Below are 20,420 nucleotides of genomic sequence, written 5' to 3'. Positions count from 1 at the left end.
GGTGACGGGCCCGACCGAAGGACTACGCGCAGGAGGGTAACGCGAGATGTGGGCGTTCGTCCTGATGGAGCGGACATCAGTGTCCGCATCGGTGGGCCGGACGCAACTCCGGAGCCGGTCACGGGGTGGCGCTGCTGCGGGCTCCGAGGGATCTGCTGCGGTGCAGCACGGCGGCCGCCAGCAGGCTCGCCGCGGCGACGACCGCGAACGGCAGGGCGGGCACGACCCCGAACAGGCCGGTGAAGAGCAGGGGGCCCACGAGCTCGGCGGCCACGAAGGAGTACTGGAACACCGCGAGGTAACGCCCCCGGGCCGCACCGCCCAGGGCGCCGACGAGGGCCGCGGACGCCGGGGCGTGCAGCACCTCGGCCACGCTGAGCAGCACGATGCCGACCAGGAGCAGCACGGCCGCGACCGCGAGCCCCACCGACACCGCGACGGCCAGCACGGTGAAGGCCGCGCACCACAGGACGCCCGCCCGGCGCAGCACGGCGGTCCGCGGCCGGGACGCGGCGGCGGCGGCCCCGCGCGCGGAGAGCACGGCGACCAGCAGCGCGTTCGCCACGAGCAGGAGGGAGGTCAGCCACCCCGGTCCCGCCAGGCCGGCGCGGACCACGGTCGGCAGCGCGAGCCCGAGGAACAGGATGCACAGCGCGAACACGCTGTTGGTGCCCAGCAGGACGAAGAACGCGCGGTCGCGGACCATCACGCCGAGACCCGCCGCGCGGCCGTCGGCCGGGACCACGGCCCGCGGCGGGCGCACGCGGGCGGCGACGAGGCCGGCGGCGAGCGCGGTGCACGCGGCGGCCACCCAGGCGAGGAGCACGTAGGCGTCGGGGTCGTCCAGGGTGACGACCGCGCCCGTGACCAGGCCACCGGCGACGATGCCGACGGTGCGCGCGGCGTTGAGCCGCCCGAACCACTGCTCCGTCGACAGGGCGCTGCCGGCCTCGGCGTGGTCGGCGAGCAGCGTGAACACGGACGACCAGAACAGCCGCGTGCCGGCCACCATGACCACCGACGCCACGAGCACCGGCGCGGGGTCCCGGACGACCACGAAGCCGCCGTAGGCGACGGCGTGCAGCACCAGCGCCGCGACGACCACGGGCCGAGGGCCCAGGCGGTCCACCAGCGCACCGGCGAGGAGCGGGAGCGGCAGCCCGACGAGCACGCTGCCGCTGACCAGGGCACCGAGGACGGGCAGCGGGAGGTCGGTGAGGACGGTGAAGTACACGAGGGACAGCGGCAGGAAGAGGCCCCCGGCGAACGACGCCGCCGCGAGGGCCAGGGTGAGGGAGAGGTCGGGACGGACGCGCGCGAGCTCGGACACGGTGGTGGTCGCTTTCGGCGGGAGGCAGACAGGGCGCGGCGGCCCGACGAGCGCGGCGGCTCGGCGGGCTGCTTCAGCGGCGTCTGACGTCCATCGGCGGCGACGCTAGGGCGTGGTGCGCGACGGGGGCAAGGGCGATTCGCGGGGCGTCGCGGCCGCGCCCTTCCCGGCGTCAGGCGGGTGCGCCCCGGTCGGCGCCGAGCGTCGCGACGAGGTCCTCGTGCAGCTCGAACCAGACGCGGTGGCACGAGTCGACGTCGGTGCGGTCGACCCAGCCGCCGTCGCCCGCGCGTGCGCGGAAAAGCGCGGCGGCGAACCGGGTGTCGTACCCCCGGAACCTCGTCAGGATCCCCGCCAGCCGGTGCACGAGCGGCACGAGCCCTTGCTCGACCTCCGCCAGCTCGTCGAGCACGCGGCCGTCCCAGGCGGCGTCCGCGTGGTCGTTCGGTGCCAGCGCGTCGCCGGCCGCGGGTCGCAGCTGCCAGTCGGTGCACGCGCGCTGCAGCCGGGCGTTGAGCGGCAGGAACGCCTCGTGGGCGGCGCGGACCTCGTCCCCGCCCTCGACGTGGGCGAGCTCGTCGGCCAGCAGGTGCTCGTCGCGCGCGCGGCCCGACGCCGTCAACGACCAGCCGGCGAGGTCCGCGAACGCCGAGCGCGCCACCCAGCCGCACGCCTGCGCGTCGAGCAGGTGCTCCTGCGTCTCGCCCGGGTCGAGGGCGAAGCGGCGGGCGAGGGCGGGGGTGTCGGCGAAGCCGACGACCCGCACGGCGTGCAGCGCGAGCAGGTCCGGCGCCGAGTCGTGGCTCACGGGGCGCTCGCCCTGCGGGTGGCGAGGCGCGCGTGGTGCTGCTGGCACGCCTGCGGTGAGTTGAAGCCCGTGGCCTGTGCGATCTGCGCCCAGGTCAGGCCCGCGCCGCGGGCGACGAACAGCAGGCCGTCCTCCAGCCCGTCGACCTCGGCACGAGCCGCGGGCAGCAGGGACAGCGCGGCGGCGACGTCCTCGGGCGCGAGGTCCGCGGACCGCCAGAGTGCGTACTGCACGAGGTCGACGGCGGACGGCGGCACGGGCGCGGGCCGCCACGGGCGGTCGTCCAGCCGGTCCGCCCCCAGCGCCAGGAGCCGTTCGCGGGCCTCCTGCTCCCGGCGCGCCTGGGCCTGGTCGGCCCGGGCCGCGGCAGCCGCGTCGCTGCGGGCGGCGTCCTCGCGCATCTCGTCCTTGTGCTCCATGCACCGAGCGTGCACACTCAACAGAACGTTGTCAACGATTCGTTGAGGAGCACCGGTGCTCGTCCCGCTCGCGCACGCCGCGACCGCCACGTGCGGCGGCAAGGCCGGCACGCTCGGCCGGCTGCTGCGCGCCGGGCTGCCGGTGCCCGACGGCGTCGTCGTCCCGTTCGGCGCCGACCCGGCGGCCCTGCACGACGCCCTCGCGCCGGCCCTCGACGCCCTCGGCGAGCCACCCGTGGCCGTGCGCTCGTCAGCCGGCGACGAGGACACCCCGGGCGCGTCGGCGGCGGGCCAGCACGAGACGGTGCTGGCGGTGCGGGGCGTCGACCAGGTCGCCGACGCGGTCCGCACCTGCTGGGCGTCACTGGACTCCGCGCGCGCCACCGCCTACCGGCGGGCGACCCCAGGCGCGGCGGGCGAGCCGGTGATGGCGGTGCTCGTCCAGCGCCTCGTCGACGCGCAGGTCGCGGGCGTGATGTTCACACCGGGCGCACCGGACGGGACGACGCGGATCGAGGCGTCGTGGGGCCTGGGGGCCGGGGTCGTCGGCGGCACGGTCACGCCCGACGCGTACGCCGTCGCCGCCGACGGCACGGTCGCCCGGACCGTCGCCGACAAGCGGAGCCGCACCGACCGGCGCGGGACGCAGGTGGTCAGCACCCCCGTCGCCGCGGCCGACCGGCACCGACCCTGCCTCGACGACACCACGGCCGCCCGGCTGGCGCTGCTCGGCCGGCGCGTCAGCGAGGTGCTCGGCGGTGCGCAGGACGTCGAGTGGGCGGTGGTCGACGGCGAGCCGTGGGTCCTGCAGGCCCGGCCCGTCACCGCCGACCTGCCCGCGTCGGCGTCGCCGCCGGCCTCGCGCGCCACGCTGGCCGGGACACCCGGCAGCCGCGGCACCGCGACCGGCACCGCGCGGGTCGTCCGCGGCCCGGGCGACTTCGCCCGGGTCCGCCGGGGCGACGTCCTCGTGTGCCCCTGGACCGATCCCGGCTGGACGCCCCTGCTCCACCTCGCCGCGGGCGTGGTCACCGAGACCGGCGGGGTCCTCGCGCACGCCGCCATCGTCGCCCGCGAGCGCGGGATCCCCGCGGTCCTGGGCGTCCCCGGCGCGACGGCGGTGCTGCACGACGGTGCGACGGTGACCGTCAACGGCACCGCGGGCACCGTGACCACCGTTCCGCACACCCCGACGTGAGGACGACCCCATGGCCACCCGGCACCTCTACCTCGCGCGCCACGGCGCGGCCGACGCCTTCGGTGAGCTCACGGCGACGGGCCGCCGCCAGGCCGGGCTCCTCGGTGAGCGCCTCGCGCACGTGCCCGCCGACGCCGTGTGGCACTCGCCGCTGCCGCGCGCCGCGGCCAGCGCGCACGAGCTCGCGCGGCACCTGCCCGGCGTGCCCGTCGCCGCGGCCGACGAGCTGGTGGACCACGTGCCGCACGTCCCCGCCCCGGCGCAGACGCCGCCGCCCTGGCGCGGCTTCTTCGACGGTTACGACGAGGCCGAGGCCCGGGCCGGCCGCGCGCTCGCCGACGCCCTCACCGCGCGGTTCGGGAGCGGGCCGGGACCGGGCGGCCCCGACACCCACGAGGTCCTGGTCACGCACGCGTACCAGATCGCGTGGCTGGTGCGGCACGCGCTGGACGCGCCGGAGGCCCGGTGGCTCGGCCTGGACAGCGCGAACGCCGCCCTGACCGTCCTCGAGCTCCGCCCCGGGCTGCCGCCGACGCTCGTGATGTTCAACGACATGTCCCACCTGCCGGCCGACCTGCGCTGGACCGGGTTCCCCGCGACGTCCCGGCCGTGACGCGTGGCAGGCGCGCCGGGGGCGTGTGAGGCTGGCTCGCACCCGCGCGTCAGCCGGACGTGCACCGACCCGGGAGGGCGGACGATGGCGAAGCGACCTGCCGGCGCGCGCGTCGCCGCGTCGAGCACGTGGACGGACCCCGACGGGGTGCGGACGCCCGCCGCCGACGTGCACGGCTGGCTGCCCGGCACCAACCAGACCGTCTGCGGGATCCCGCTGGCCCGCGCGTCGCTGGCGCGGTTCCCGCACGTGGCCTGGGAGGACGCGCAGCCGGCGACGGGCGCGCACGCCGACGCGGTGCGGCACGTCTGCCCGCGGTGCCGGGCGGCGCTGCGGCCGCGCGAGGGCCGCGACCGGCGCTCTGTGCCGCGGCGACCGTGACGACCGTGACGACAGCCGGGCCCGTGCGTGCCGTGGTCATGTCGGACACGCACGTGCCCGCCCGCGCACGTGACCTCCCCGACGCGCTGTGGGCCGCCGTGGACGCCGCCGACCTGGTGGTGCACGCGGGCGACTGGGTGCACGTGGGCCTGCTCGACCGGCTCGAGGAGCGCTCCGCCCGGCTCCTGGCCTGCTACGGCAACAACGACGGCCCCGACCTGCGCGCCCGCCTGCCGGAGGTCGCCCGCGCCGAGGTCGGCGGGGTGCGGCTCGCGGTCGTCCACGAGACGGGCGCGGCGACGGGCCGCGAGCGCCGCTGCGACACGCGGTTCGACGACGTCGACGTCCTGGTGTTCGGGCACAGCCACATCCCGTGGGACTCCGTGACACCCCGCGGCATGCGGCTGCTCAACCCCGGCTCCCCCACGGACCGCCGCCGCCAGCCCGACCACACGTGGCTGACCTGCACGCTGGGCGGCGGGCAGGTCACGGACGTCGTGCTGCACCGCCTGCCGCCGCGCACGCCGGCACCCGCCCGCGGCGCCTGAGCGGCCGACCGCCCGTCAGAACCGGAACGGGATCGGGATGCCCCCGCAGCAGCAGACGCCACGCACGTCCGTCTGCGCGAGCATGAGCGCGGCCTGGTAGCAGGCGACGAAGCGGACGGCGGTGGGCACGGCCGCGCGCGTGACGCCGCGACGGGCGACGAGGTCGCGGACGGCGGCCGAGCACGACTGCCCGCCGTGGGCGACGAGGTGGGCGCAGCTCCACCCCTTCCGGGGCGAGAGGTTGCGCTGGTAGCCCTGGATCAGACGGTCGACGAGGGCGGCGGCGGGAGTCATCGGCCCAACGTAGGCGCACCGGTTCGCCTGTGCGCGGCGAGCGCCGACGAGGACACTGGCGGCCATGGACGCCGCCGCCCCGATCGACCTCGCGACCTGGCCCCGTCGCGAGCACTTCGAGCACTACCGGCACGTGGTCCCGTGCACGTACGCGATGACGGTCGAGCTGGACGTCACCGCCTTCGTCGACGCGTTGCGCCGCTCCGCGCGGCGCACGTACGTCGCGCAGGTCTGGGCGCTCGCGCACGTCGTCAACCGGCACGTCGAGTTCCGGCTGTGCGTGACGGAGGCCGGCGAGCCCGCCGCCTGGTCGACCGTGCACCCGTCGTTCACGGTCCTCAACCCCGAGCGCGAGACGTTCGCGAGCGTGTGGACGCCCTACGACCCGGACTTCGCGACGTTCCACGACGCGGCGAGCGCGCTGCTCACGGAGCACCGGACCGCGACCACGCTCTTCCCGCAGGGCCCGCGGCCGGCCAACACGTTCGACGTGTCGAGCCTGCCGTGGGTGTCGTTCACGGGGTTCGACCTGCAGGTGCAGACCGGCTGGGGCCACCTGGCGCCGATCTTCACGCTCGGCCGCCACCACGAGCGCGACGGGCGGGTGCTGCTGCCGCTCGCCGTCCAGGTCCACCACGCCGCCGCCGACGGCTTCCACACCGCGCGGCTGGTGCAGGAGGTGCAGGCGCTGCTGGCGGCACCGGACTGGGTGGACGCGTCCTGAGCGGGGCCGTCGGCCCGGGGGCGTGGGCTAGCATCGCCCTGTGACGATGACACAGCCGACCCACGATGTCGGGGCGCCCGGTGCCGAGCACGCGCTGGAGGCGGCGGCGTGCCTGTTCCGCGGTTTCGGCGACGCCTCCCGGCTGACGATCCTGCGCCACCTCGCACTCGGGGAGCACCGCGTCGTCGACCTCACCGAGCACCTGGGCCTCGCGCAGTCGACCGTGTCCCGGCACCTGGCGTGCCTGCGCGACTGCGGGCTGGTGGAGTCCCGGCCGCAGGGCCGCGCGTCGGTGTTCCGCCTGACGCACCCCGACGCGCTGGCCGACCTGCTCGCCGCCGCCGAACGCCTGCTCGCGCTGACCGGCGACGCGGTGACCCTGTGCCCCACCTACGGCACGGCGTCGTCGTGAGCGAGGTCCGCGAGCTCGACGCGGTGGAGGTCGAGCGGCTCACGCGCCGGGGCCTGCGCCTGGCGCAGCTGACCGTGGCGTACAACGTCGTCGAGGGCGTCGTCGCGATCACCCTCGGCGTGCTGGCCGGCCTGGTGTCCGTCGTCGGGTTCGGCATCGACTCCGGCATCGAGTCGGTCGCCGCCGTCCTCGTCGCGCTGCGCCTGGCAGGGCGGCTGCGTCACGGGGAGCCGGACGAGCGCAAGGAGCGGCTCACCCTCCGACTGGTCGCCGCGACGTTCTTCCTGCTCGCGGGCTACGTGACGTTCGAGGGGGTGCGCAGCCTGCTGGGCGGCGAGACCCCGGAGACCTCGACACCCGTCGTCGTGCTGCTCGTGGCCTCGATCGTCGTCATGCCGGTCCTGGCGGCGCTCAAGCGCCGGGTCGGCCTGGCGCTGCGGGACAACCTCATCCTCGCCGACGCCGCCGAGACGCGGATCTGCGTGCTGCTGAGCATCTCGACGCTCGCCGGGGTGGTGCTGTTCCAGCTCACCGGCGCCGCGTGGCTCGACCCCGTGGCCGCGTTCGTCATCGCGGCCTTCGCGGTGCACGAGGGCAGGGAGGCCTGGGAGGGCGAGCTCGTGGAGGACGGGGACGACGATGACGACTGACCCCGGGTGCGCCCGATGAGCGGGCACGCCCACGCCCACGGGACCGCGACCGGGCAGCACCGCGGGCGCCTCCTCCTGGTGCTCGCGCTCACCCTCGGCGTCGTCGGCGTCCAGGTGGTCGGCGGCCTGGTGTCGGGGTCGCTCGCGCTGCTCGCGGACGCCGGGCACATGCTCACCGACGCGACGGGTGTCGCCGTCGCCCTGGTCGCCAGCACCCTGGCCGCACGCCCGGCGACCAAGGCGCGGACGTACGGGCTGCAGCGCGCCGAGATCCTCGCCGCCCTGGCCAACGGCCTGCTGCTCGCCGGCCTGGCCGTGTGGGTGATCGTCCAGGCGGTCGGCCGGTGGGAGGACCCGCCGGAGGTGGCCTCGGGGCTCATGCTCGTCGTCGCGGTCGTCGGCGCGGCCGCGAACCTCGTGAGCCTGCTGGTGCTGCGGGGTGGTCAGCGCGAGAGCCTCAACCTGCGCGGCGCGTACCTGGAGGTGCTGGGCGACCTGGTCGGGTCCGTCGCCGTCGTCGTCGCGGGCGTGGTCATCGCGACCACCGGGTACGCGCGGGCCGACGTCATCGCGTCGTTCGCGATCGGCCTGCTGATCCTGCCGCGGGCCTGGTCGCTGCTGCGCGAGGTCGTCGACGTGCTGCTCGAGGCCACCCCCCGGGGCCTGGACCTGGACGAGGTGCGCGACCACATCCGGGAGGTGCCGGGCGTGCTCGACGTCCACGACCTGCACGCGTGGACGATCACCAGCGGCGCCACCGCGCTGTCCGCGCACGTCGTCGTCGACGACGCGTGCATCGACCGGCGCCGCCCCGGCGACGTCCTGGACGCCCTCGACGCGTGCCTGCAGACGCACTTCGCGATGGAGCACTGCACGTTCCAGCTCGAGCCCGCCGGGCACCGCCCCCACGAGGGTGCGCACCACGACTGAGCCCGCGCAGCGCGCGTGCGGAACCGGCCGTGGCTCCGGGTTAGCCTCGCAGCGTGAGCACCGAGACACCCGGACCCGACGCGGCCGAGCAGTTCCTGCGCGACTTCCTGCGGGCGGCGAGCCCGCAGCAGCGGCACACGTTCGTGCGGCGCACGGGCTACGACGACGACACGCTGGTCCGGTTCGTGCTCGACGACCCGACGACCGACCGTGCGAGCGCGCTGGCCGCGTACTGGATCCTGGGCGCGGGCTACTACACGCGTTACGCGTCGGCGGACGAGGTGCCGGAGCCCGACCGTGCGACGTGGGAGCTGCTGCGCACCATCGAGGAGCGGTACGCCGCGGGGTTCTGGGCGGACCACGGCATCGGCTTCGACCCCACCGACGACGACGAGATCGACTGGACCGAGGGCGAGGGCGACGACCCGGAGCCCTACCCGGTCCCCGACGTCATGCTGCGCGCCGTGCCCGGGGAGGTCGTCGACGACGCGGACACCGAGGACGGCCTGCCGCTGGACGTGCACCTGCGGTACACCGCGCTGCTCGACGCCTGACACCGCCGCGGGCCGGCGCGGCGCCGGTCACCCGTCGCCCGTCAGGCACCGCTGGATGCCCGGGGCGACGCGTTCCACGAGCTCCTCGTGGCTGAGCGCCACCACCGGCTCGAGCCCGATGACGTGCCGCGCGACGGCGACCCCGAGCAGCTGGGAGGCGGCCAGGGCCACCCTGTCGGGGGCGACGCCGTCGAGGCCGGCGACGTGCCGCAGCTTCGCGCCGATGACCTCCCGCAGCATGTGCGCCGCGGCGGGCGACGTGGTCGCCGAACGGACGAGCGCGAGCAGGACGGGCCGGGTCGCCGGGTTCTCCCACATGCCCAGGTACGCGTCGGCGAGCGAGCGCCCGGCAGCGGCCGGGTCGTCGCCGAGCGCGACGACGAGCAGCCCGGGCGTGACCGACCCGATCGCCGCGGCGAACAGGCCGTCCTTGTCGCCGAAGAAGTGGCGGACCAGGGCCGGGTCGACGCCGGCTGCGGTCGCGATCGCGCGGATCGAGCTGCCGTCGTAGCCGCGCTCGGCGAAGAGCGTGAGGGCGGCGGTCAGGATCGCGTCGCGGGTGCCGGAGTCCCCCGGGCGCCGGCCGCTGGGTCGCGCACGGCCGGTCTCGGTGGACATGGGGCCACCCTATCTCCGCATGCGATGAGTTCTCCACTTGTGGAATTCCCTACGTGTGGAGTTAACTGGTCCCACGCCCGACGCGTCACACGTCCGTCCCGGAGGAGCAGCCGATGAGCACGTCCGACGCCGCGATCGAGATCCGCGGGCTGTCCAAGTCGTTCGGGCGGTTCCGTGCGCTCGACGGGCTCGACCTGAGCGTCGAGCGGGGGCAGGTGCACGGGTTCCTCGGCCCCAACGGCGCGGGCAAGTCGACGACCATCCGCGTGCTGCTCGGCCTCCTCCGGGCGGACGCCGGGACCGTCCGGCTGCTCGGCGGGGACCCCTGGACGGACGTCGTGGCGCTGCACCGGCGCCTCGCGTACGTGCCGGGCGACGTCTCGCTGTGGCCGGGCATGACCGGCGGGGAGGCGATCGACCTGCTCGGGGCGCTGCGCGGCGGCATCGACGAGCGCCGCCGCGCCGAGCTCGTCGAGCGCTTCGAGCTCGACCCCACCAAGCGCGGCCGGCAGTACTCCAAGGGCAACCGGCAGAAGGTCGCGATCGTCGCGGCGCTCGCGTCCGACGTCGAGCTGCTGCTCCTCGACGAGCCGACCAGCGGCCTGGACCCCCTCATGGAGAACGTCTTCCAGGAGGTCCTCACCGAGGCCAACCAGCGGGGCACGACCGTGCTGCTGTCCAGCCACATCCTGGCCGAGGTGGAGACGCTCGCCGACCGGGTCAGCATCATCCGCGACGGCCGGGTCGTGCGGTCCGGCACCCTGGCGGACCTGCGCGGCGAGGCCCGCACCACCGTCCACGCGACCCTGTCCCGCCCGCTGCCGGACCCGGTCCCGCCCGTCCTCGGGGACGTGCACGTCGACGGGTCACGGCTCTCCGCCACCGTCGAGTCCGCCCGCGTCGGCGAGGCCATGGACGTCCTGACGGCCTGCGGCATCACGGCGCTGACCGTCGCCCCGCCGACGCTCGAGAGCCTGTTCCTGCGCCTGTACGGCGACGACGCGACGGCGGCGACGCGATGACCGCGGCCACCGCGACCCTCACGGGGGCGCGACCCCTGCTGCGCGCCACCGCCCGGCACGACGGGCGCCACTTCGCACCGTGGGTGCTGGTCGTCACGGTGCTCTCGGCGTCGTCCGTGATCGTCTTCCCCTGGGTGTTCCCCGACGTCCCGGCGCGGCTCGCGCTGTCGGCCGCCATCGGGGCCAACCCCGCCCTCGGCCTGGTCTTCGGCCCCGCGTACGACCTGACCACCGTCGACGGGTTCAACGCGTGGCGCAGCCTCGCCCTCGGCGGGTTCTTCGTCGCCCTCGGGGCGGTCCTCACGGTCACGCGCACGACCCGCGCGCAGGAGGACTCCGGCCAGGCCGAGCTGCTGGCCTCCGGGGTCATGGGCCGCTCGGCGCGGCTGCTGACCGGCGTCGCCGTCGCGCTCGCGGGTTCGCTCGCCGCCGGTGTCGTCGCCGGCGTCGTGACCGCCCTGTGCGGCGGGGCCTGGGAGGCGTCCCTGCTGCTGGGCGCCACGTTCACCGCGAGCGGCTGGATGTTCGCCGCGGTCGCCGCCGTCACCGCACAGCTCGGCTCGGACGCCCGGACGGCGAGCTCCCTGGCCGTCGGGACCCTGGGCGTCCTGTACCTGGCCCGCGGGTTCTGCATCTCCCTGGACGCCCCGACGTGGACCGTCTGGGCCAACCCGCTGGGCTGGATGCTCGAGACCCGCCCCGCCACGGGCGACCACTGGGCGCCGCTGCTGCTCGCGGTCGCGCTCACCGTCGCCCTCGTGGCCGTCGCGTTCGTCCTGCAGGCACGCCGCGACTTCGGTCAGGGCTCGATCGCGCAGCGCCCCGGCCCGGCCCGCGGCGCCACGCGCGGTCCCCTGCGGCTGGCGCTGCGGCTCGGCCGGGCGACGCTGGTGACCTGGGCGATCGCGTTCGCCGCCCTGGGCGTCGTGTTCGGGTACTTCACGACGTCGATCACGGACGTGCTGTCCGGCGACTCCGGCGTGCAGCAGATCCTCGCGTCCGGCGCGACGAGCCCCGAGGCCATCACCGGTGCGTTCATCCGCACGGTGCTCAGCCTCGTCGGGATCATCGCCGCCGTCCCCGGCATCCAGGCCGTCGTGCGGGTGCGCACGGAGGAGCTGGACGACCGTGTCGAGCCGCTGCTCGCGGGGGCGCTCGGCCGCGGGCGGTACTACGCGAGCCACGTCGCCGTCGCCCTCACGGCGGTCACGTGCTACGTGCTCGGCGCCGGGGTCGTCGTGGCCGTCATGGCGTCGCGCGCCGACATCGGCGTGACGGTCGAGGACGTCCTGCTGCAGACCCTCGCGACCGTCCCGGCGGTCTGGACCGTCGTCGCGGTGTCCGTCGCCGCCGTCGGGGCCCGGCCGGCGGCCGCGCTCGCCGCCTGGGCGGGCCTGGTCGCGTCGTTCATGCTCACGCTCCTGGGCCCCACGTTCGGCCTCGACGACTGGGTGCTGGGCATCAGCCCGTTCTGGCACGTCCCCGACGCGACGGCCGCCGCCCCCGACTGGACGGGGCTCGGGTGGCTCACGCTCGTGACGGCCGGGCTCGTCGCCGTCGGGTTCGCCGGCTTCCGGCGACGGGACGTGGGCCGCTGAGCGGCCGGGGGCACGCCGCCGCCGCGCGGCTCAGCCGCGGGCCTCGATCACCGCGAGGTCGCGCACCGCGTACCGGTGGTGCTCCCACTCCTCCTCGAGGATCACGTGCAGGCACGACAGCGTCGTCTCCGGGTGCTCCGGCGCCCACGGGTTGCGCCGTTCGACCGCGAGCTCCTCCGGTGTCACCGTCGCGAGCAGCTCGCGCACCATGGCCTGCCGTCCCGCGCGGACCTCCAGGACCTCGTCGTACGGCGGTGTGACAGCGGAGAAGACGGACGGGTCGTTGCCGTCGAGCGCGTACCCGTGGTCCGTCTGACCGATCGGGTGGTACGGCTGCGCGACCCCCAGGACGGCGCGGCGCAACCACGTGTCCGTCGCCATCACCAGGTGGCGCAGCGTCTGGGCGAAGGACCACTCGCCGTCGACCGACACGTCGACCGCACCCGGCGGGAGCGCCGCCGCCCGCGCGGTGGTCGCCTCCCACGTCCGCTCGAGCGCGCGCCAGGCGGCGCGCAGACCCTCGGGGTCACCCGCCCGACGCAGCTCCCGACCGGGGAACCGGCGGTCGAGCTCGGCCTCCACCAGCGGGATGACGTCGACCCCGTTGACGCGGAAGAAGTCCGCGTGCGGCAGCCACGGCGCGTCGACGTCCGCCCCGCCGATCTCGACGCCGCGCATGACGACACCGGACAGCTCGGACCCCCGGAACCGGGCACCGGTGAGGTCGACGCCGACGAACGTCGCGCCGCGCAGGTCGTCGGACCGGTCGAACGTCGCCATGACGTCTCCTCGTCGCCGTCGGTCCGACGACCGTAACCGGCGTGCCCCACCGCCGGGAAGCCTCGATCCCCAGGAGGCCGGCGCGGTACGCCGCACGCGCGGCGGACCTGGCACGCTCAGCCGGGTGTCGAAAGCGCGCGACCCCGTGCGTCACCGTGTCGAGACGCTCCGCACGGGGCGTGACCAGCACCCGGAGGTTCCCGTGGCCCGTTACCTCATGTCCGTGATCGACGACGCGACCGGCACCGCGACAGCGGCGGAGATCGCGTCCATCGACGAGTACAACGACCGCCTCGTCGCGGCCGACCAGTGGGTCCTCGCCGGCGGGCTCGCCGCGCCCTGGGCGTCGACGGTCGTCGACGCGACCGGCGACGGCCCGCCGCTGCGGACCGACGGCCCGTTCCTCGAGACGACCGAGTACGTCGCCGGGTTCTGGGTCGTCGAGGCCGCCGACCACGCCACGGCGCTCGGGCTGGCGACCGACGCGTCCCGAGCCTGCGGACGGCGCGTCGAGCTGCGCCCGTTCCTCTGACGGTCCGGCCGGACCGGGTCGTCAGCGGCAGCCGACCCGCTCGGTGTCGAGCGTGACGTCGTCGACCCACACGTCGTAGGCGCCGGGCGTCGACCCGCCCTGGTAGAGCTGCCAGCCGATCCGCACGGTGTCCGCGGTCGGCAGGACGAAGTCGACGTCGGCGCCGCCGTGCTCGGTCGTGGTCACCGTCAGGTCCGGCTGCGGCACGCCGTCGAACCACACGGCGACCCGGTTCTCCGGGGCGTACCACTCGAACTCGACGCACTGCCAGCGGTCCTCGACCGTGGGCGCGGACTCCTGCCAGCTCGTCCAGTCGCCCGTCGGCCCGCCGTCGGCGCCGACGCCCCAGAACGTGGCGTCGGGGCCGACCGTGGGCGCGAACTGCCCGCCGAGTGGCCGGACGATCTCGTCGCTGCCCGAGCCGGTGACCTCGACCAGCGTGAAGTGCGCCCAGTCGGGGGCCGTCGGGAAGTCGTCGACCTTGATCCGCAGCCGGCCGTAGAACGTGTTGCCCGGCACCGCGAAGTCCGTGACCTCGAGGAACGCCTGCCCGTTGTCCTCGGTGTGCACGCGCATCACCTTGCCGGCGCGCCCCGCGCGCTCGACCGTCAGCGTCCCGCGGCGCGTGTCGACACCCCAGTCGAGGCTCGCGGGCCCGCCCAGCGGCTGGGACTCGAAGTCCTCGCAGAACAGCGCGTCGGTCCGCGCGCACGGCCCGCGCTGGCCGTGGCCCTGCCCGGGGCCGTGCCCGCCACCGGCGGCCGCGACGGGCGCCAGCGCGAGCGTGGTCGCGGCGAGCGCGGCCGCGGTGACCAGGGTCGGGATCGTCCTCATGCGAGCACCAGCCGTTTCGATGGGGGGTGGAGACCTTCGGATGCTAGGCAGCGGCCCACCCCGCGGATCCACCGGCGAAACGATTGACGACGCGAACCGGCGGACTCCCCCGCAGCGGGCCCGGCCCGCCGCGTGCGTGGCCTCGCCGCAGCACGTGCCTACGATCGCCACGGCAGCGGGGGCGAGGAGAGGACGACCGGTGGGACGCGATCAGGGGCGCACGCTCGAGCCGACGGACGTCGACGTGCTCGACAACCCCGCCTGGTACTCGCTGATCGGGCGGCACGCGGCACTGTCCGAGGGCAACGACCTCGTGCGGCGGTACCTGCCGGAGGTGTCGCCGTTCGCGGCGGTGCGCTCGTGGGAGGACCCCGACGTGTGGGACGCGATCGTCGACCTCGTCGGGCCGGGCCGGCCGTTCCCGCTGGCGGGCGCCGAGGCGCCCGTGCTGCCGGCCGGGTGGGAGGTCATCGACAGCGGCGCGGGCGTGCAGCTCGTCGAGACGGACGCGCTGGCGGCACGGCCCGACGACGAGGCCGTGGTGCTCGGTGCAGCGGACGTGCCGGAGATCCTCGCACTCGTCGCGCGGACCGAACCGGGACCCTTCGCGGCCCGCACGCACGAGCTCGGTCGGTACGTCGGCATCCGGCGCGACGGCCGGCTGGTCGCGATGGCCGGCGAGCGGCTGCAGCCCGCCGGCTGGACCGAGATCAGCGCCGTGTGCACCGACCCCGACCACCGGCGACAGGGCCTGGCGACGCGGCTCGTGCTCGACGTCGCGCACCACGCCCGCGCCCGCGGGGACCGCGTCCTCCTGCACGCCGCCGCGACCAGCACCGGCGTGATCGCGATCTACGAGCGACTCGGCTTCCGGCTGCGGCGCCGCACGGTCTTCGGCATGGTCCGCACCCCCGGCTGACCGCCGAGCTCGTGGTCCGGCGCCTTCCGGCGGCCCTTGACTTGACGGGCGGGCGCGGGAGCATCGTGGGATGGACGACGTCGTCGCGTGGCTCCTGGACTCCGACCCCGCCCTGCGCTGGCAGGTCCTGCGGGACCTGACCGACGCACCGCCGGACGAGGTCGCGCGCGAGCGCGCCCGCGTCGCGCACGAGGGGTGGGGCGCGCACCTGCTGGCCGCGCAGGACCCGGACGGGCGGTGGAGCGGCGGCACGTTCTTCCCCGAGTGGGTCTCGACCGAGGCGACGCTGCGGCTGTTGCGCACGTTCGGCCTGGACCCGGACAGCTTGCAGGCGCGCCGCGCGCTCGCCCCCGTGCACGAGGCGGCGCGCTGGGAGTACGACCCGCGCCTGCGGTTCTTCGACGGTGAGGTCGAGCCCTGCATCAACGGACGCACGGTCGCGACGGGTGCGTACTTCGGGCAGGACGTGCGCGGCGTCGTCGAGCGGCTGCTGGGCGAGCAGATGGCCGACGGCGGGTGGAACTGCGAGCAGGAGAACAGCTCGACGCGCGGGTCGTTCGACACGACGATCAACGTGCTCGAAGGGCTGCGGGAGTACGAGCGACGCGTCGAGGCCGACCCCGCGGTGAGCGCGGCCCGCGTCCGCGGCGAGGAGTACCTGCTGGACCGGCACCTGCTGCGACGCCTGTCGGACGGGCAGGTCGGGCAGGAGCGCTGGCAGCGCCTGGCGTTCCCGCACGGCTGGTACTACGACGTCGGACGCGCGCTGGACCACCTGCGCCTGACACGGCCCGCGCCCGACGAGCGGATGCGGGAGGCGCTCGACGTGCTCGCGTCCGCGCGCGGCGACGACGGACGCTGGCTCCTGGGGCAGCGGCACCACGACCGGCTGCTCGTCGAGCTCGGCGAGGACGAGGGCGCGCCGAGCCGCTGGGTGACGCTGCTGGCGCTGCGCGTGCTGCGGTGGGCGGACGCGGGCTGAGGACGCCGCGCGGTCGCCGCCTACCGGTCGACGTCGCGGCGGTGGTCGGCCGCGGGAGTCACGCGCCGGCTCGGGCCGCCACTCCCGGGACCGCCAGCCGGTCGAGCCACTCGGCGAGCAGCTGCTTCTCGCCGGGACTGAGGACGTCGACGTCGGGCAGCGCGGCGCGGACCGTGCGCGCGGCCACCTCCAGCGGCTCCGCGGCGGGCGCGTCGACCGCCTGCGTGGTGAGGGCGGCGATCATCGCCTCGCGGGCGATCTCGGGCACCCGCTCGTCACGCTCGGGCGCGGGCGTGCCGATGAGCAGCAGCGTCGTCCCGCGTCCCGCGGCGTGGAACACCTGGGCCGCGGTGTCCTCGTCGACGCGCAGGCGGCCGGCGGCGGCGACCCGGCGCATCATCGCCACGAGGATCTCCTCCGAGCGCCGTACGGCGGGCGCCGGCTCCCCCGCGCGCGGGGCGCCGTAGATCGCGACGTACACGGCCGGGTTCGCGAGCCCGAAGCCGACGTGCAGGTCCCAGCCGAGGCGCAGGTCGTCCACCGGGTCGTCGGCGCGGGCGCGCTGCGTCTTGGCCGCGAGGTACTCCTCGAACCGTTGCGCGGTGACCGCGTCGAGCAGCCCTTGCTTGTCCCCGAAGAGCCGGTAGATCGTCGGGGCCTGGACTCCTGCGGCGGCGCCGACCGCGCGCGTCGACATCGCCTCCGGCCCGCCCTCGTCCAGCAGGCGCAGGGCCGCGTCGATGATCCTGGCCCGCACGGCGTCGCTCACGCAGCGACGCTAACAGGCGTCGAGCCCGTCCTGGAACAGTGCTCACATCTAGCGGCTATCGGCGCTAGCGCCGAAGTGTTAGCGTCGCTGTTATCGGTGATTCGCGATGACAGGAGACGACGATGCCCACATCCCCCCGCACCAGACCACCCGGCCGTGTGCGCTGGTCGGCAGCAGCGGCCGCCTCCGTGCTGCTGCTGGCCGGGTGCACGCAGGGCGCCGACGCACCCTCCGCCACGACGGTGGCGCCCTCGGCGACGTCCCCCGACTCCCCCGCCTCGCCGGACGGCCCGCGGCTCGTCCCCGGCGCCGTCACCGAGATCGCGACCGACCTCGTCATGCCGTGGGGCCTGACGTTCCTGCCCGACGGCACGGCGCTGGTCTCCAGCCGCTCCACCGGCGAGATCCTGCACCTCGCACCCGACGCGGCACCGACCGTGGTCGGCGTCGTCCCCGACGTCGAGCTCAGCTCCGAGGGCGGCCTGCTGGGCATCGCGGCCTCCCCGGACTTCACCGAGGACCGCACCGTCTACGCCTACGTCTCGTCGTCCCCCACCAACCGCGTCGTCGCCCTCACCGTCGCGGCCGACCTGCGCTCGATGCGCGTGGACCGCCTGCTGCTCGACGGCATCGAGACAGCCGACCGGCACCACGGAGGCCGGATCGCGGTGGGCCCCGACGGCCACCTGTGGATCGGCACCGGGGACGCCTTCGAGCCGGCCAACGCCGCCACGCCCGACTCGCTGAACGGCAAGATCCTGCGGATCGCCATGGACGGCACCGTCCCCGACGACAACCCGTCGGGCTCGCCGATCTACTCGTCGGGCCACCGCAACGTCCAGGGGATCGCGTTCGGCCCCGACGGCACCGCGTACGCCTCGGAGCTGGGGCACCGCACCTGGGACGAGCTCAACGTCCTGCGGCCCGGGCTCGACTACGGCTGGCCGGCGTCCGAGGGCACCGCCGGGGACCACGGCGAGCCGCCCGTCTTCACGATCCACCCCGACGACGCGTCCCCGTCGGGCATCGCCTACGCCGGCGGCTCGATCTGGATGGGCGCGCTCGGCGGGCAGCGCCTCTGGCAGCTCCCGGTCGACGGCCCGCGGCCCGCGGGCGACCCCGTGGAGTGGTTCACCGGCGAGCAGGGCCGCATCCGCACCGTCGAGGTCGCGCCCGACGGCGCGCTGTGGCTCGTCACGTCCAACACCGACGGCGCGACCTGGGGCGGCACCGACCCGCGGCCCGGTGACGACCGCATCCTGCGTGTCGAGCTCGTCGCGGGGTGACCGTCCGGTACGCGCGCGTCACACCAGCCCGGCCAGCATCGCCGCGGCGCGCGCGGCCCCGTCCGTCTCGACCGGCCGGTACGCCACCTCGCGCGCGGCCTCCTTCGCGACCGCCTCGGCCAGCCCGTCGGGGTCGAGCGCGTCGGCGTACGGCAGGTGCCGGCCGGCGCCGTACCGGTCGAGGCGCGCGCGCACGTGGTACGTCTGCTCGAAGTGGTGGCGCAGCGGGACGTACACGAACGGCTTGCGCAGCGCGGTCAGCTCCATGCACGTCGTCAGCCCGCCCTGGACGACCGCGACGTCGCACGCGGCGGACAGCCGGTAGAGGTCCGGGACGTACCCCAGGACGGTCGCGCCGTCCGGCACCGGGAGCGACGCGGGGTCGATGCGCGGCCCGGCGACGACGACGAACCGCAGGTCCGGCACCATGGCCCGCGCCGCGGGCACGGCGTCGAGCACGCGGCGCAGCAGCGGCGCACCCACCCCCGACCCGCCGACCGTCACGACGCACAGGCGCTCGTCGTCGCGCACGCCCAGCGACGCGCGCACGTCGGCCGCACCCGCCGCGGCGGCACCCGCGTCGAACCCCGTCACGTACCCGGCGAAGTCGTAGTTGTCGGCCGTCCAGGACCGGATCGACGGCAGCCCGGGCCCGAACGGCACGTCGACGACGTCACCGAGCGACCCGACGAACACCGACCGGTCCCGCACGCGCGCGAACCGGGCGCGCTGCTCGATCATCTCGGCGTTGTAGTCGGCGGTCAGCGCCGCCTCGCGCGCACCGCCGTCGGGCATGGGCAGCCAGCCGACGAAGTCGGTGAGCCACGCGAACGAGAAGCGCTTGAGCTCGGGGTTCTCGTGCAGGTGGTGGTCGACGTCCCACGCCTCGTCCCCGACGACGAGGTCGTACTCCCCGTCGGCGACGACGTCGGCGAACACCATGAAGTTGTTGACCAGGATCTCGTCCATGCGCCGGACCGCCCCGAACGCGTGCAGGTCGTGCTCGCCGGCCTCGTGCTCGATGTGCCCGGACTCGTTGCGCAGCCACGCCGACGCGGGGTGGACGCGCTCGCCGTGCTGCGCGAGCACGCGGGTGACCGGGTGCTGCGCGAGCCAGTCCACCTGCACGTCGGGGCGCGCCTCGCGCAGCGCCGCGGCGATCGCGACGTCGCGCTGGGCGTGGCCCAGGCCGATCGGGGACGACAGGTAGAGCACCCGCGGGGTGCGGTGCGCGGCGTGCGTCCAGGTGCGCCGCGACGCGGGCCGCGGCGTCGGCGCCACGCGCTCGGTGAACTCCCGGATGAGGTGGTTGACCCGCACCGGGTCCCGCGCGGGCGGCCCGTGCCCCGCGCCGTCGAGGACGACGAGCTCACCGCGCGTCAGCTCCGCGAGCCGCTCCCCGAACGCGAGAGGCCGGACCCGGTCGTCGGACCCGTGCACGACCAGCACCGGGCACCGCACCGCGCGGGCCAGCGGCTCGATCGACTCGCACACCGCCCCGTCGCAGCCCAGCCGCCCCGCCGTGGAGTCCACGAGCACCTGCGGCGTGATCTCGTGCGCCCACGCGACGCAGTCCTCGACCTGCTTGGTCGAGTGCGGCTCGGAGAACATCCGGCCGAAGAAGAACTCGACGAAGTCGTCGTACCCGCCGCCGAGCCAGTAGTGCTTGTTGTACGTGGCCCACCCCTGCGTGGAGTCCAGCGGCTCGTCCCACGGCACGTGGTCGCGCCCGGGCGTCGGGACGTTCATGCCGCACGACGGCGCGATCGCGACCAGCCCCAGCACGCGCGACGGGTGCCGGGCGGCCACGTGCACCGCCCACGCGGCGCCGCAGGACAGCGACACCAGGACGGCGGCGTCCGTCCCGGTCGCGTCGAGCACCGCCAGCACGTCGGCGGCGTACTCGGTGTCCGTGTACGCCGCGGCCCCCTCCGGTCGGGACGACGCCCCGGACCCGCGCCCGTCGAACGTCACGACCCGGAAGTGCCGCGCGAGGTACCCGACCTGCGCCTTCCAGAACCGCGACGGCACGATCGCCCACGTCGGGACCAGCACGACCGTGGGGGCTCCGGCGCGCTCGTGCACGGCGTACGCGATCCGCACGCCGTCCCGCTCGACGACGCCCTCGACGTCGGGGGTCGCCGCCCGGCTCGGGTGCGGCACGGGCGCGGCCGCAGGGCCGTGGCTCACACGTCGAGTGTGCGCCGCCACGGCCCCGC

The 20,420-nt window shown here is 75.7% G+C and carries 24 protein-coding genes; 15 read left to right on the top strand and 9 right to left on the bottom strand.

Translation table 11 applies throughout. The features are described 5' to 3' along the window. Positions 1-118: 118 nt before the first annotated feature. The 3 genes from NP075_RS01530 to NP075_RS01520 all read right to left on the bottom strand — a co-directional run bounded on the left by NP075_RS01530 (position 119) and on the right by NP075_RS01520 (position 2,557). On the bottom strand, positions 119-1,330 hold the full coding sequence (locus NP075_RS01530) for an MFS transporter (RefSeq protein ID WP_227564731.1): 1,212 nt from the start codon (positions 1,328-1,330) through the stop codon (positions 119-121). 172 nt (positions 1,331-1,502) lie between these two features. Further along, positions 1,503-2,138, bottom strand: a complete 636-nt coding sequence (locus tag NP075_RS01525; protein ID WP_227564730.1) for a transcriptional regulator — start codon at positions 2,136-2,138, stop codon at positions 1,503-1,505. Further along, a complete protein-coding gene (locus tag NP075_RS01520) occupies positions 2,135-2,557 on the bottom strand; it encodes a DNA-binding protein (protein ID WP_227564729.1) in 423 nt (140 codons plus the stop codon). Before NP075_RS01520 ends, NP075_RS01525 begins: the two co-directional genes overlap by 4 nt. Positions 2,558-2,612: 55 nt before the next feature. Here NP075_RS01520 and NP075_RS01515 point away from each other — a divergent pair, with 55 nt between their 5' ends. The 4 genes from NP075_RS01515 (at position 2,613) to NP075_RS01500 (ending at position 5,297) form a co-directional block, all read left to right on the top strand. Next, the gene (locus NP075_RS01515) at positions 2,613-3,755 is read left to right on the top strand and encodes a PEP/pyruvate-binding domain-containing protein (protein WP_227564728.1); all 1,143 of its coding nucleotides are present in this window, start codon (positions 2,613-2,615) and stop codon (positions 3,753-3,755) included. A gap of 10 nt (positions 3,756-3,765) precedes the next feature. Continuing rightward, positions 3,766-4,368, top strand: a complete 603-nt coding sequence (locus tag NP075_RS01510; RefSeq protein WP_227564727.1) for a histidine phosphatase family protein — start codon at positions 3,766-3,768, stop codon at positions 4,366-4,368. 84 nt (positions 4,369-4,452) lie between these two features. Next, positions 4,453-4,749 carry a hypothetical protein gene (locus NP075_RS01505; RefSeq protein ID WP_227564726.1) on the top strand — a complete coding sequence of 99 codons (297 nt, stop codon included), beginning with the start codon at positions 4,453-4,455 and terminating at the stop codon, positions 4,747-4,749. Positions 4,750-4,787: 38 nt separating this feature from the next. Then, on the top strand, positions 4,788-5,297 hold the full coding sequence (locus NP075_RS01500; protein ID WP_227564806.1) for a metallophosphoesterase family protein: 510 nt from the start codon (positions 4,788-4,790) through the stop codon (positions 5,295-5,297). Positions 5,298-5,312: 15 nt separating this feature from the next. Here NP075_RS01500 and yidD read toward each other — a convergent pair whose 3' ends face one another. Then, positions 5,313-5,591 (bottom strand): membrane protein insertion efficiency factor YidD, encoded by a 279-nt coding sequence (gene yidD / locus NP075_RS01495; protein WP_227564725.1) that lies wholly within the window; start codon positions 5,589-5,591, stop codon positions 5,313-5,315. Between the two features lie 64 nt (positions 5,592-5,655). Here yidD and NP075_RS01490 point away from each other — a divergent pair, with 64 nt between their 5' ends. From NP075_RS01490 to NP075_RS01470, 5 genes are read left to right on the top strand one after another with little or no spacing between them, the layout of a single operon-like run. Next, entirely contained in the window at positions 5,656-6,315 is a 660-nt protein-coding gene (locus NP075_RS01490) for a CatA-like O-acetyltransferase (RefSeq protein ID WP_227564724.1), read from the top strand. Between the two features lie 46 nt (positions 6,316-6,361). Further along, a complete protein-coding gene (locus tag NP075_RS01485) occupies positions 6,362-6,727 on the top strand; it encodes an ArsR/SmtB family transcription factor (RefSeq protein WP_227564723.1) in 366 nt (121 codons plus the stop codon). Beyond that, positions 6,724-7,377: a cation efflux transmembrane domain-containing protein gene (locus NP075_RS01480; RefSeq protein WP_227564722.1), complete on the top strand. Its 654-nt coding sequence runs from the start codon at positions 6,724-6,726 to the stop codon at positions 7,375-7,377. The genes NP075_RS01485 and NP075_RS01480 overlap by 4 nt, the downstream gene beginning before the upstream one ends. Positions 7,378-7,392: 15 nt before the next feature. Then, positions 7,393-8,307 (top strand): cation diffusion facilitator family transporter, encoded by a 915-nt coding sequence (locus NP075_RS01475; protein ID WP_227564721.1) that lies wholly within the window; start codon positions 7,393-7,395, stop codon positions 8,305-8,307. Between the two features lie 53 nt (positions 8,308-8,360). Continuing rightward, on the top strand, positions 8,361-8,861 hold the full coding sequence (locus NP075_RS01470; protein WP_227564720.1) for a DUF4274 domain-containing protein: 501 nt from the start codon (positions 8,361-8,363) through the stop codon (positions 8,859-8,861). A gap of 27 nt (positions 8,862-8,888) precedes the next feature. Here NP075_RS01470 and NP075_RS01465 read toward each other — a convergent pair whose 3' ends face one another. Next, positions 8,889-9,479: a TetR/AcrR family transcriptional regulator gene (locus NP075_RS01465; protein ID WP_255629742.1), complete on the bottom strand. Its 591-nt coding sequence runs from the start codon at positions 9,477-9,479 to the stop codon at positions 8,889-8,891. A 113-nt stretch (positions 9,480-9,592) separates the two neighbouring features. Here NP075_RS01465 and NP075_RS01460 point away from each other — a divergent pair, with 113 nt between their 5' ends. Both NP075_RS01460 and NP075_RS01455 read left to right on the top strand, forming a co-directional pair. Further along, the gene (locus NP075_RS01460) at positions 9,593-10,501 is read left to right on the top strand and encodes an ABC transporter ATP-binding protein (protein WP_227564719.1); all 909 of its coding nucleotides are present in this window, start codon (positions 9,593-9,595) and stop codon (positions 10,499-10,501) included. Beyond that, positions 10,498-12,099, top strand: coding sequence for an ABC transporter permease (locus NP075_RS01455; protein ID WP_227564718.1), 1,602 nt, complete (start codon positions 10,498-10,500; stop codon positions 12,097-12,099). The genes NP075_RS01460 and NP075_RS01455 overlap by 4 nt, the downstream gene beginning before the upstream one ends. Before the next feature lie 30 nt (positions 12,100-12,129). Here the strand turns inward: NP075_RS01455 and NP075_RS01450 are convergent, their stop codons facing one another. Then, complete coding sequence (locus NP075_RS01450) at positions 12,130-12,879, bottom strand: DinB family protein (protein ID WP_227564717.1); 750 nt, start codon at positions 12,877-12,879, stop codon at positions 12,130-12,132. Positions 12,880-13,081: 202 nt separating this feature from the next. Between NP075_RS01450 and NP075_RS01445 the strand changes: the two genes are divergently transcribed. Beyond that, the gene (locus tag NP075_RS01445; protein ID WP_227564716.1) at positions 13,082-13,411 is read left to right on the top strand and encodes a YciI family protein; all 330 of its coding nucleotides are present in this window, start codon (positions 13,082-13,084) and stop codon (positions 13,409-13,411) included. 21 nt (positions 13,412-13,432) lie between these two features. Here the strand turns inward: NP075_RS01445 and NP075_RS01440 are convergent, their stop codons facing one another. Then, positions 13,433-14,245: a hypothetical protein gene (locus NP075_RS01440; RefSeq protein ID WP_227564715.1), complete on the bottom strand. Its 813-nt coding sequence runs from the start codon at positions 14,243-14,245 to the stop codon at positions 13,433-13,435. Positions 14,246-14,444: 199 nt separating this feature from the next. On the opposite strand from NP075_RS01440, the gene NP075_RS01435 reads away from it, so the two are divergent. Together NP075_RS01435 and NP075_RS01430 are read left to right on the top strand one after the other, a co-directional pair. After that, positions 14,445-15,164 carry a GNAT family N-acetyltransferase gene (locus NP075_RS01435; RefSeq protein WP_227564714.1) on the top strand — a complete coding sequence of 240 codons (720 nt, stop codon included), beginning with the start codon at positions 14,445-14,447 and terminating at the stop codon, positions 15,162-15,164. A gap of 70 nt (positions 15,165-15,234) precedes the next feature. Next, on the top strand, positions 15,235-16,146 hold the full coding sequence (locus tag NP075_RS01430) for a hypothetical protein (RefSeq protein WP_227564713.1): 912 nt from the start codon (positions 15,235-15,237) through the stop codon (positions 16,144-16,146). Positions 16,147-16,204: 58 nt separating this feature from the next. Here the strand turns inward: NP075_RS01430 and NP075_RS01425 are convergent, their stop codons facing one another. Next, positions 16,205-16,915, bottom strand: a complete 711-nt coding sequence (locus NP075_RS01425; RefSeq protein WP_227564712.1) for a TetR/AcrR family transcriptional regulator — start codon at positions 16,913-16,915, stop codon at positions 16,205-16,207. 188 nt (positions 16,916-17,103) lie between these two features. On the opposite strand from NP075_RS01425, the gene NP075_RS01420 reads away from it, so the two are divergent. After that, positions 17,104-18,201: a PQQ-dependent sugar dehydrogenase gene (locus tag NP075_RS01420; RefSeq protein WP_256791393.1), complete on the top strand. Its 1,098-nt coding sequence runs from the start codon at positions 17,104-17,106 to the stop codon at positions 18,199-18,201. Positions 18,202-18,219: 18 nt separating this feature from the next. Here the strand turns inward: NP075_RS01420 and NP075_RS01415 are convergent, their stop codons facing one another. Continuing rightward, positions 18,220-20,391, bottom strand: a complete 2,172-nt coding sequence (locus tag NP075_RS01415) for an alpha/beta fold hydrolase (RefSeq protein WP_227564710.1) — start codon at positions 20,389-20,391, stop codon at positions 18,220-18,222. Positions 20,392-20,420 lie beyond the last annotated feature (29 nt).

The sequence above is a fragment of the Cellulomonas wangsupingiae genome (assembly GCF_024508275.1).
Lineage (GTDB): Bacteria > Actinomycetota > Actinomycetes > Actinomycetales > Cellulomonadaceae > Cellulomonas > Cellulomonas wangsupingiae.
The sequence above is the reverse complement of the archived record's forward strand: the minus strand, read 5'-3'. Positions and strand labels throughout refer to the sequence as shown.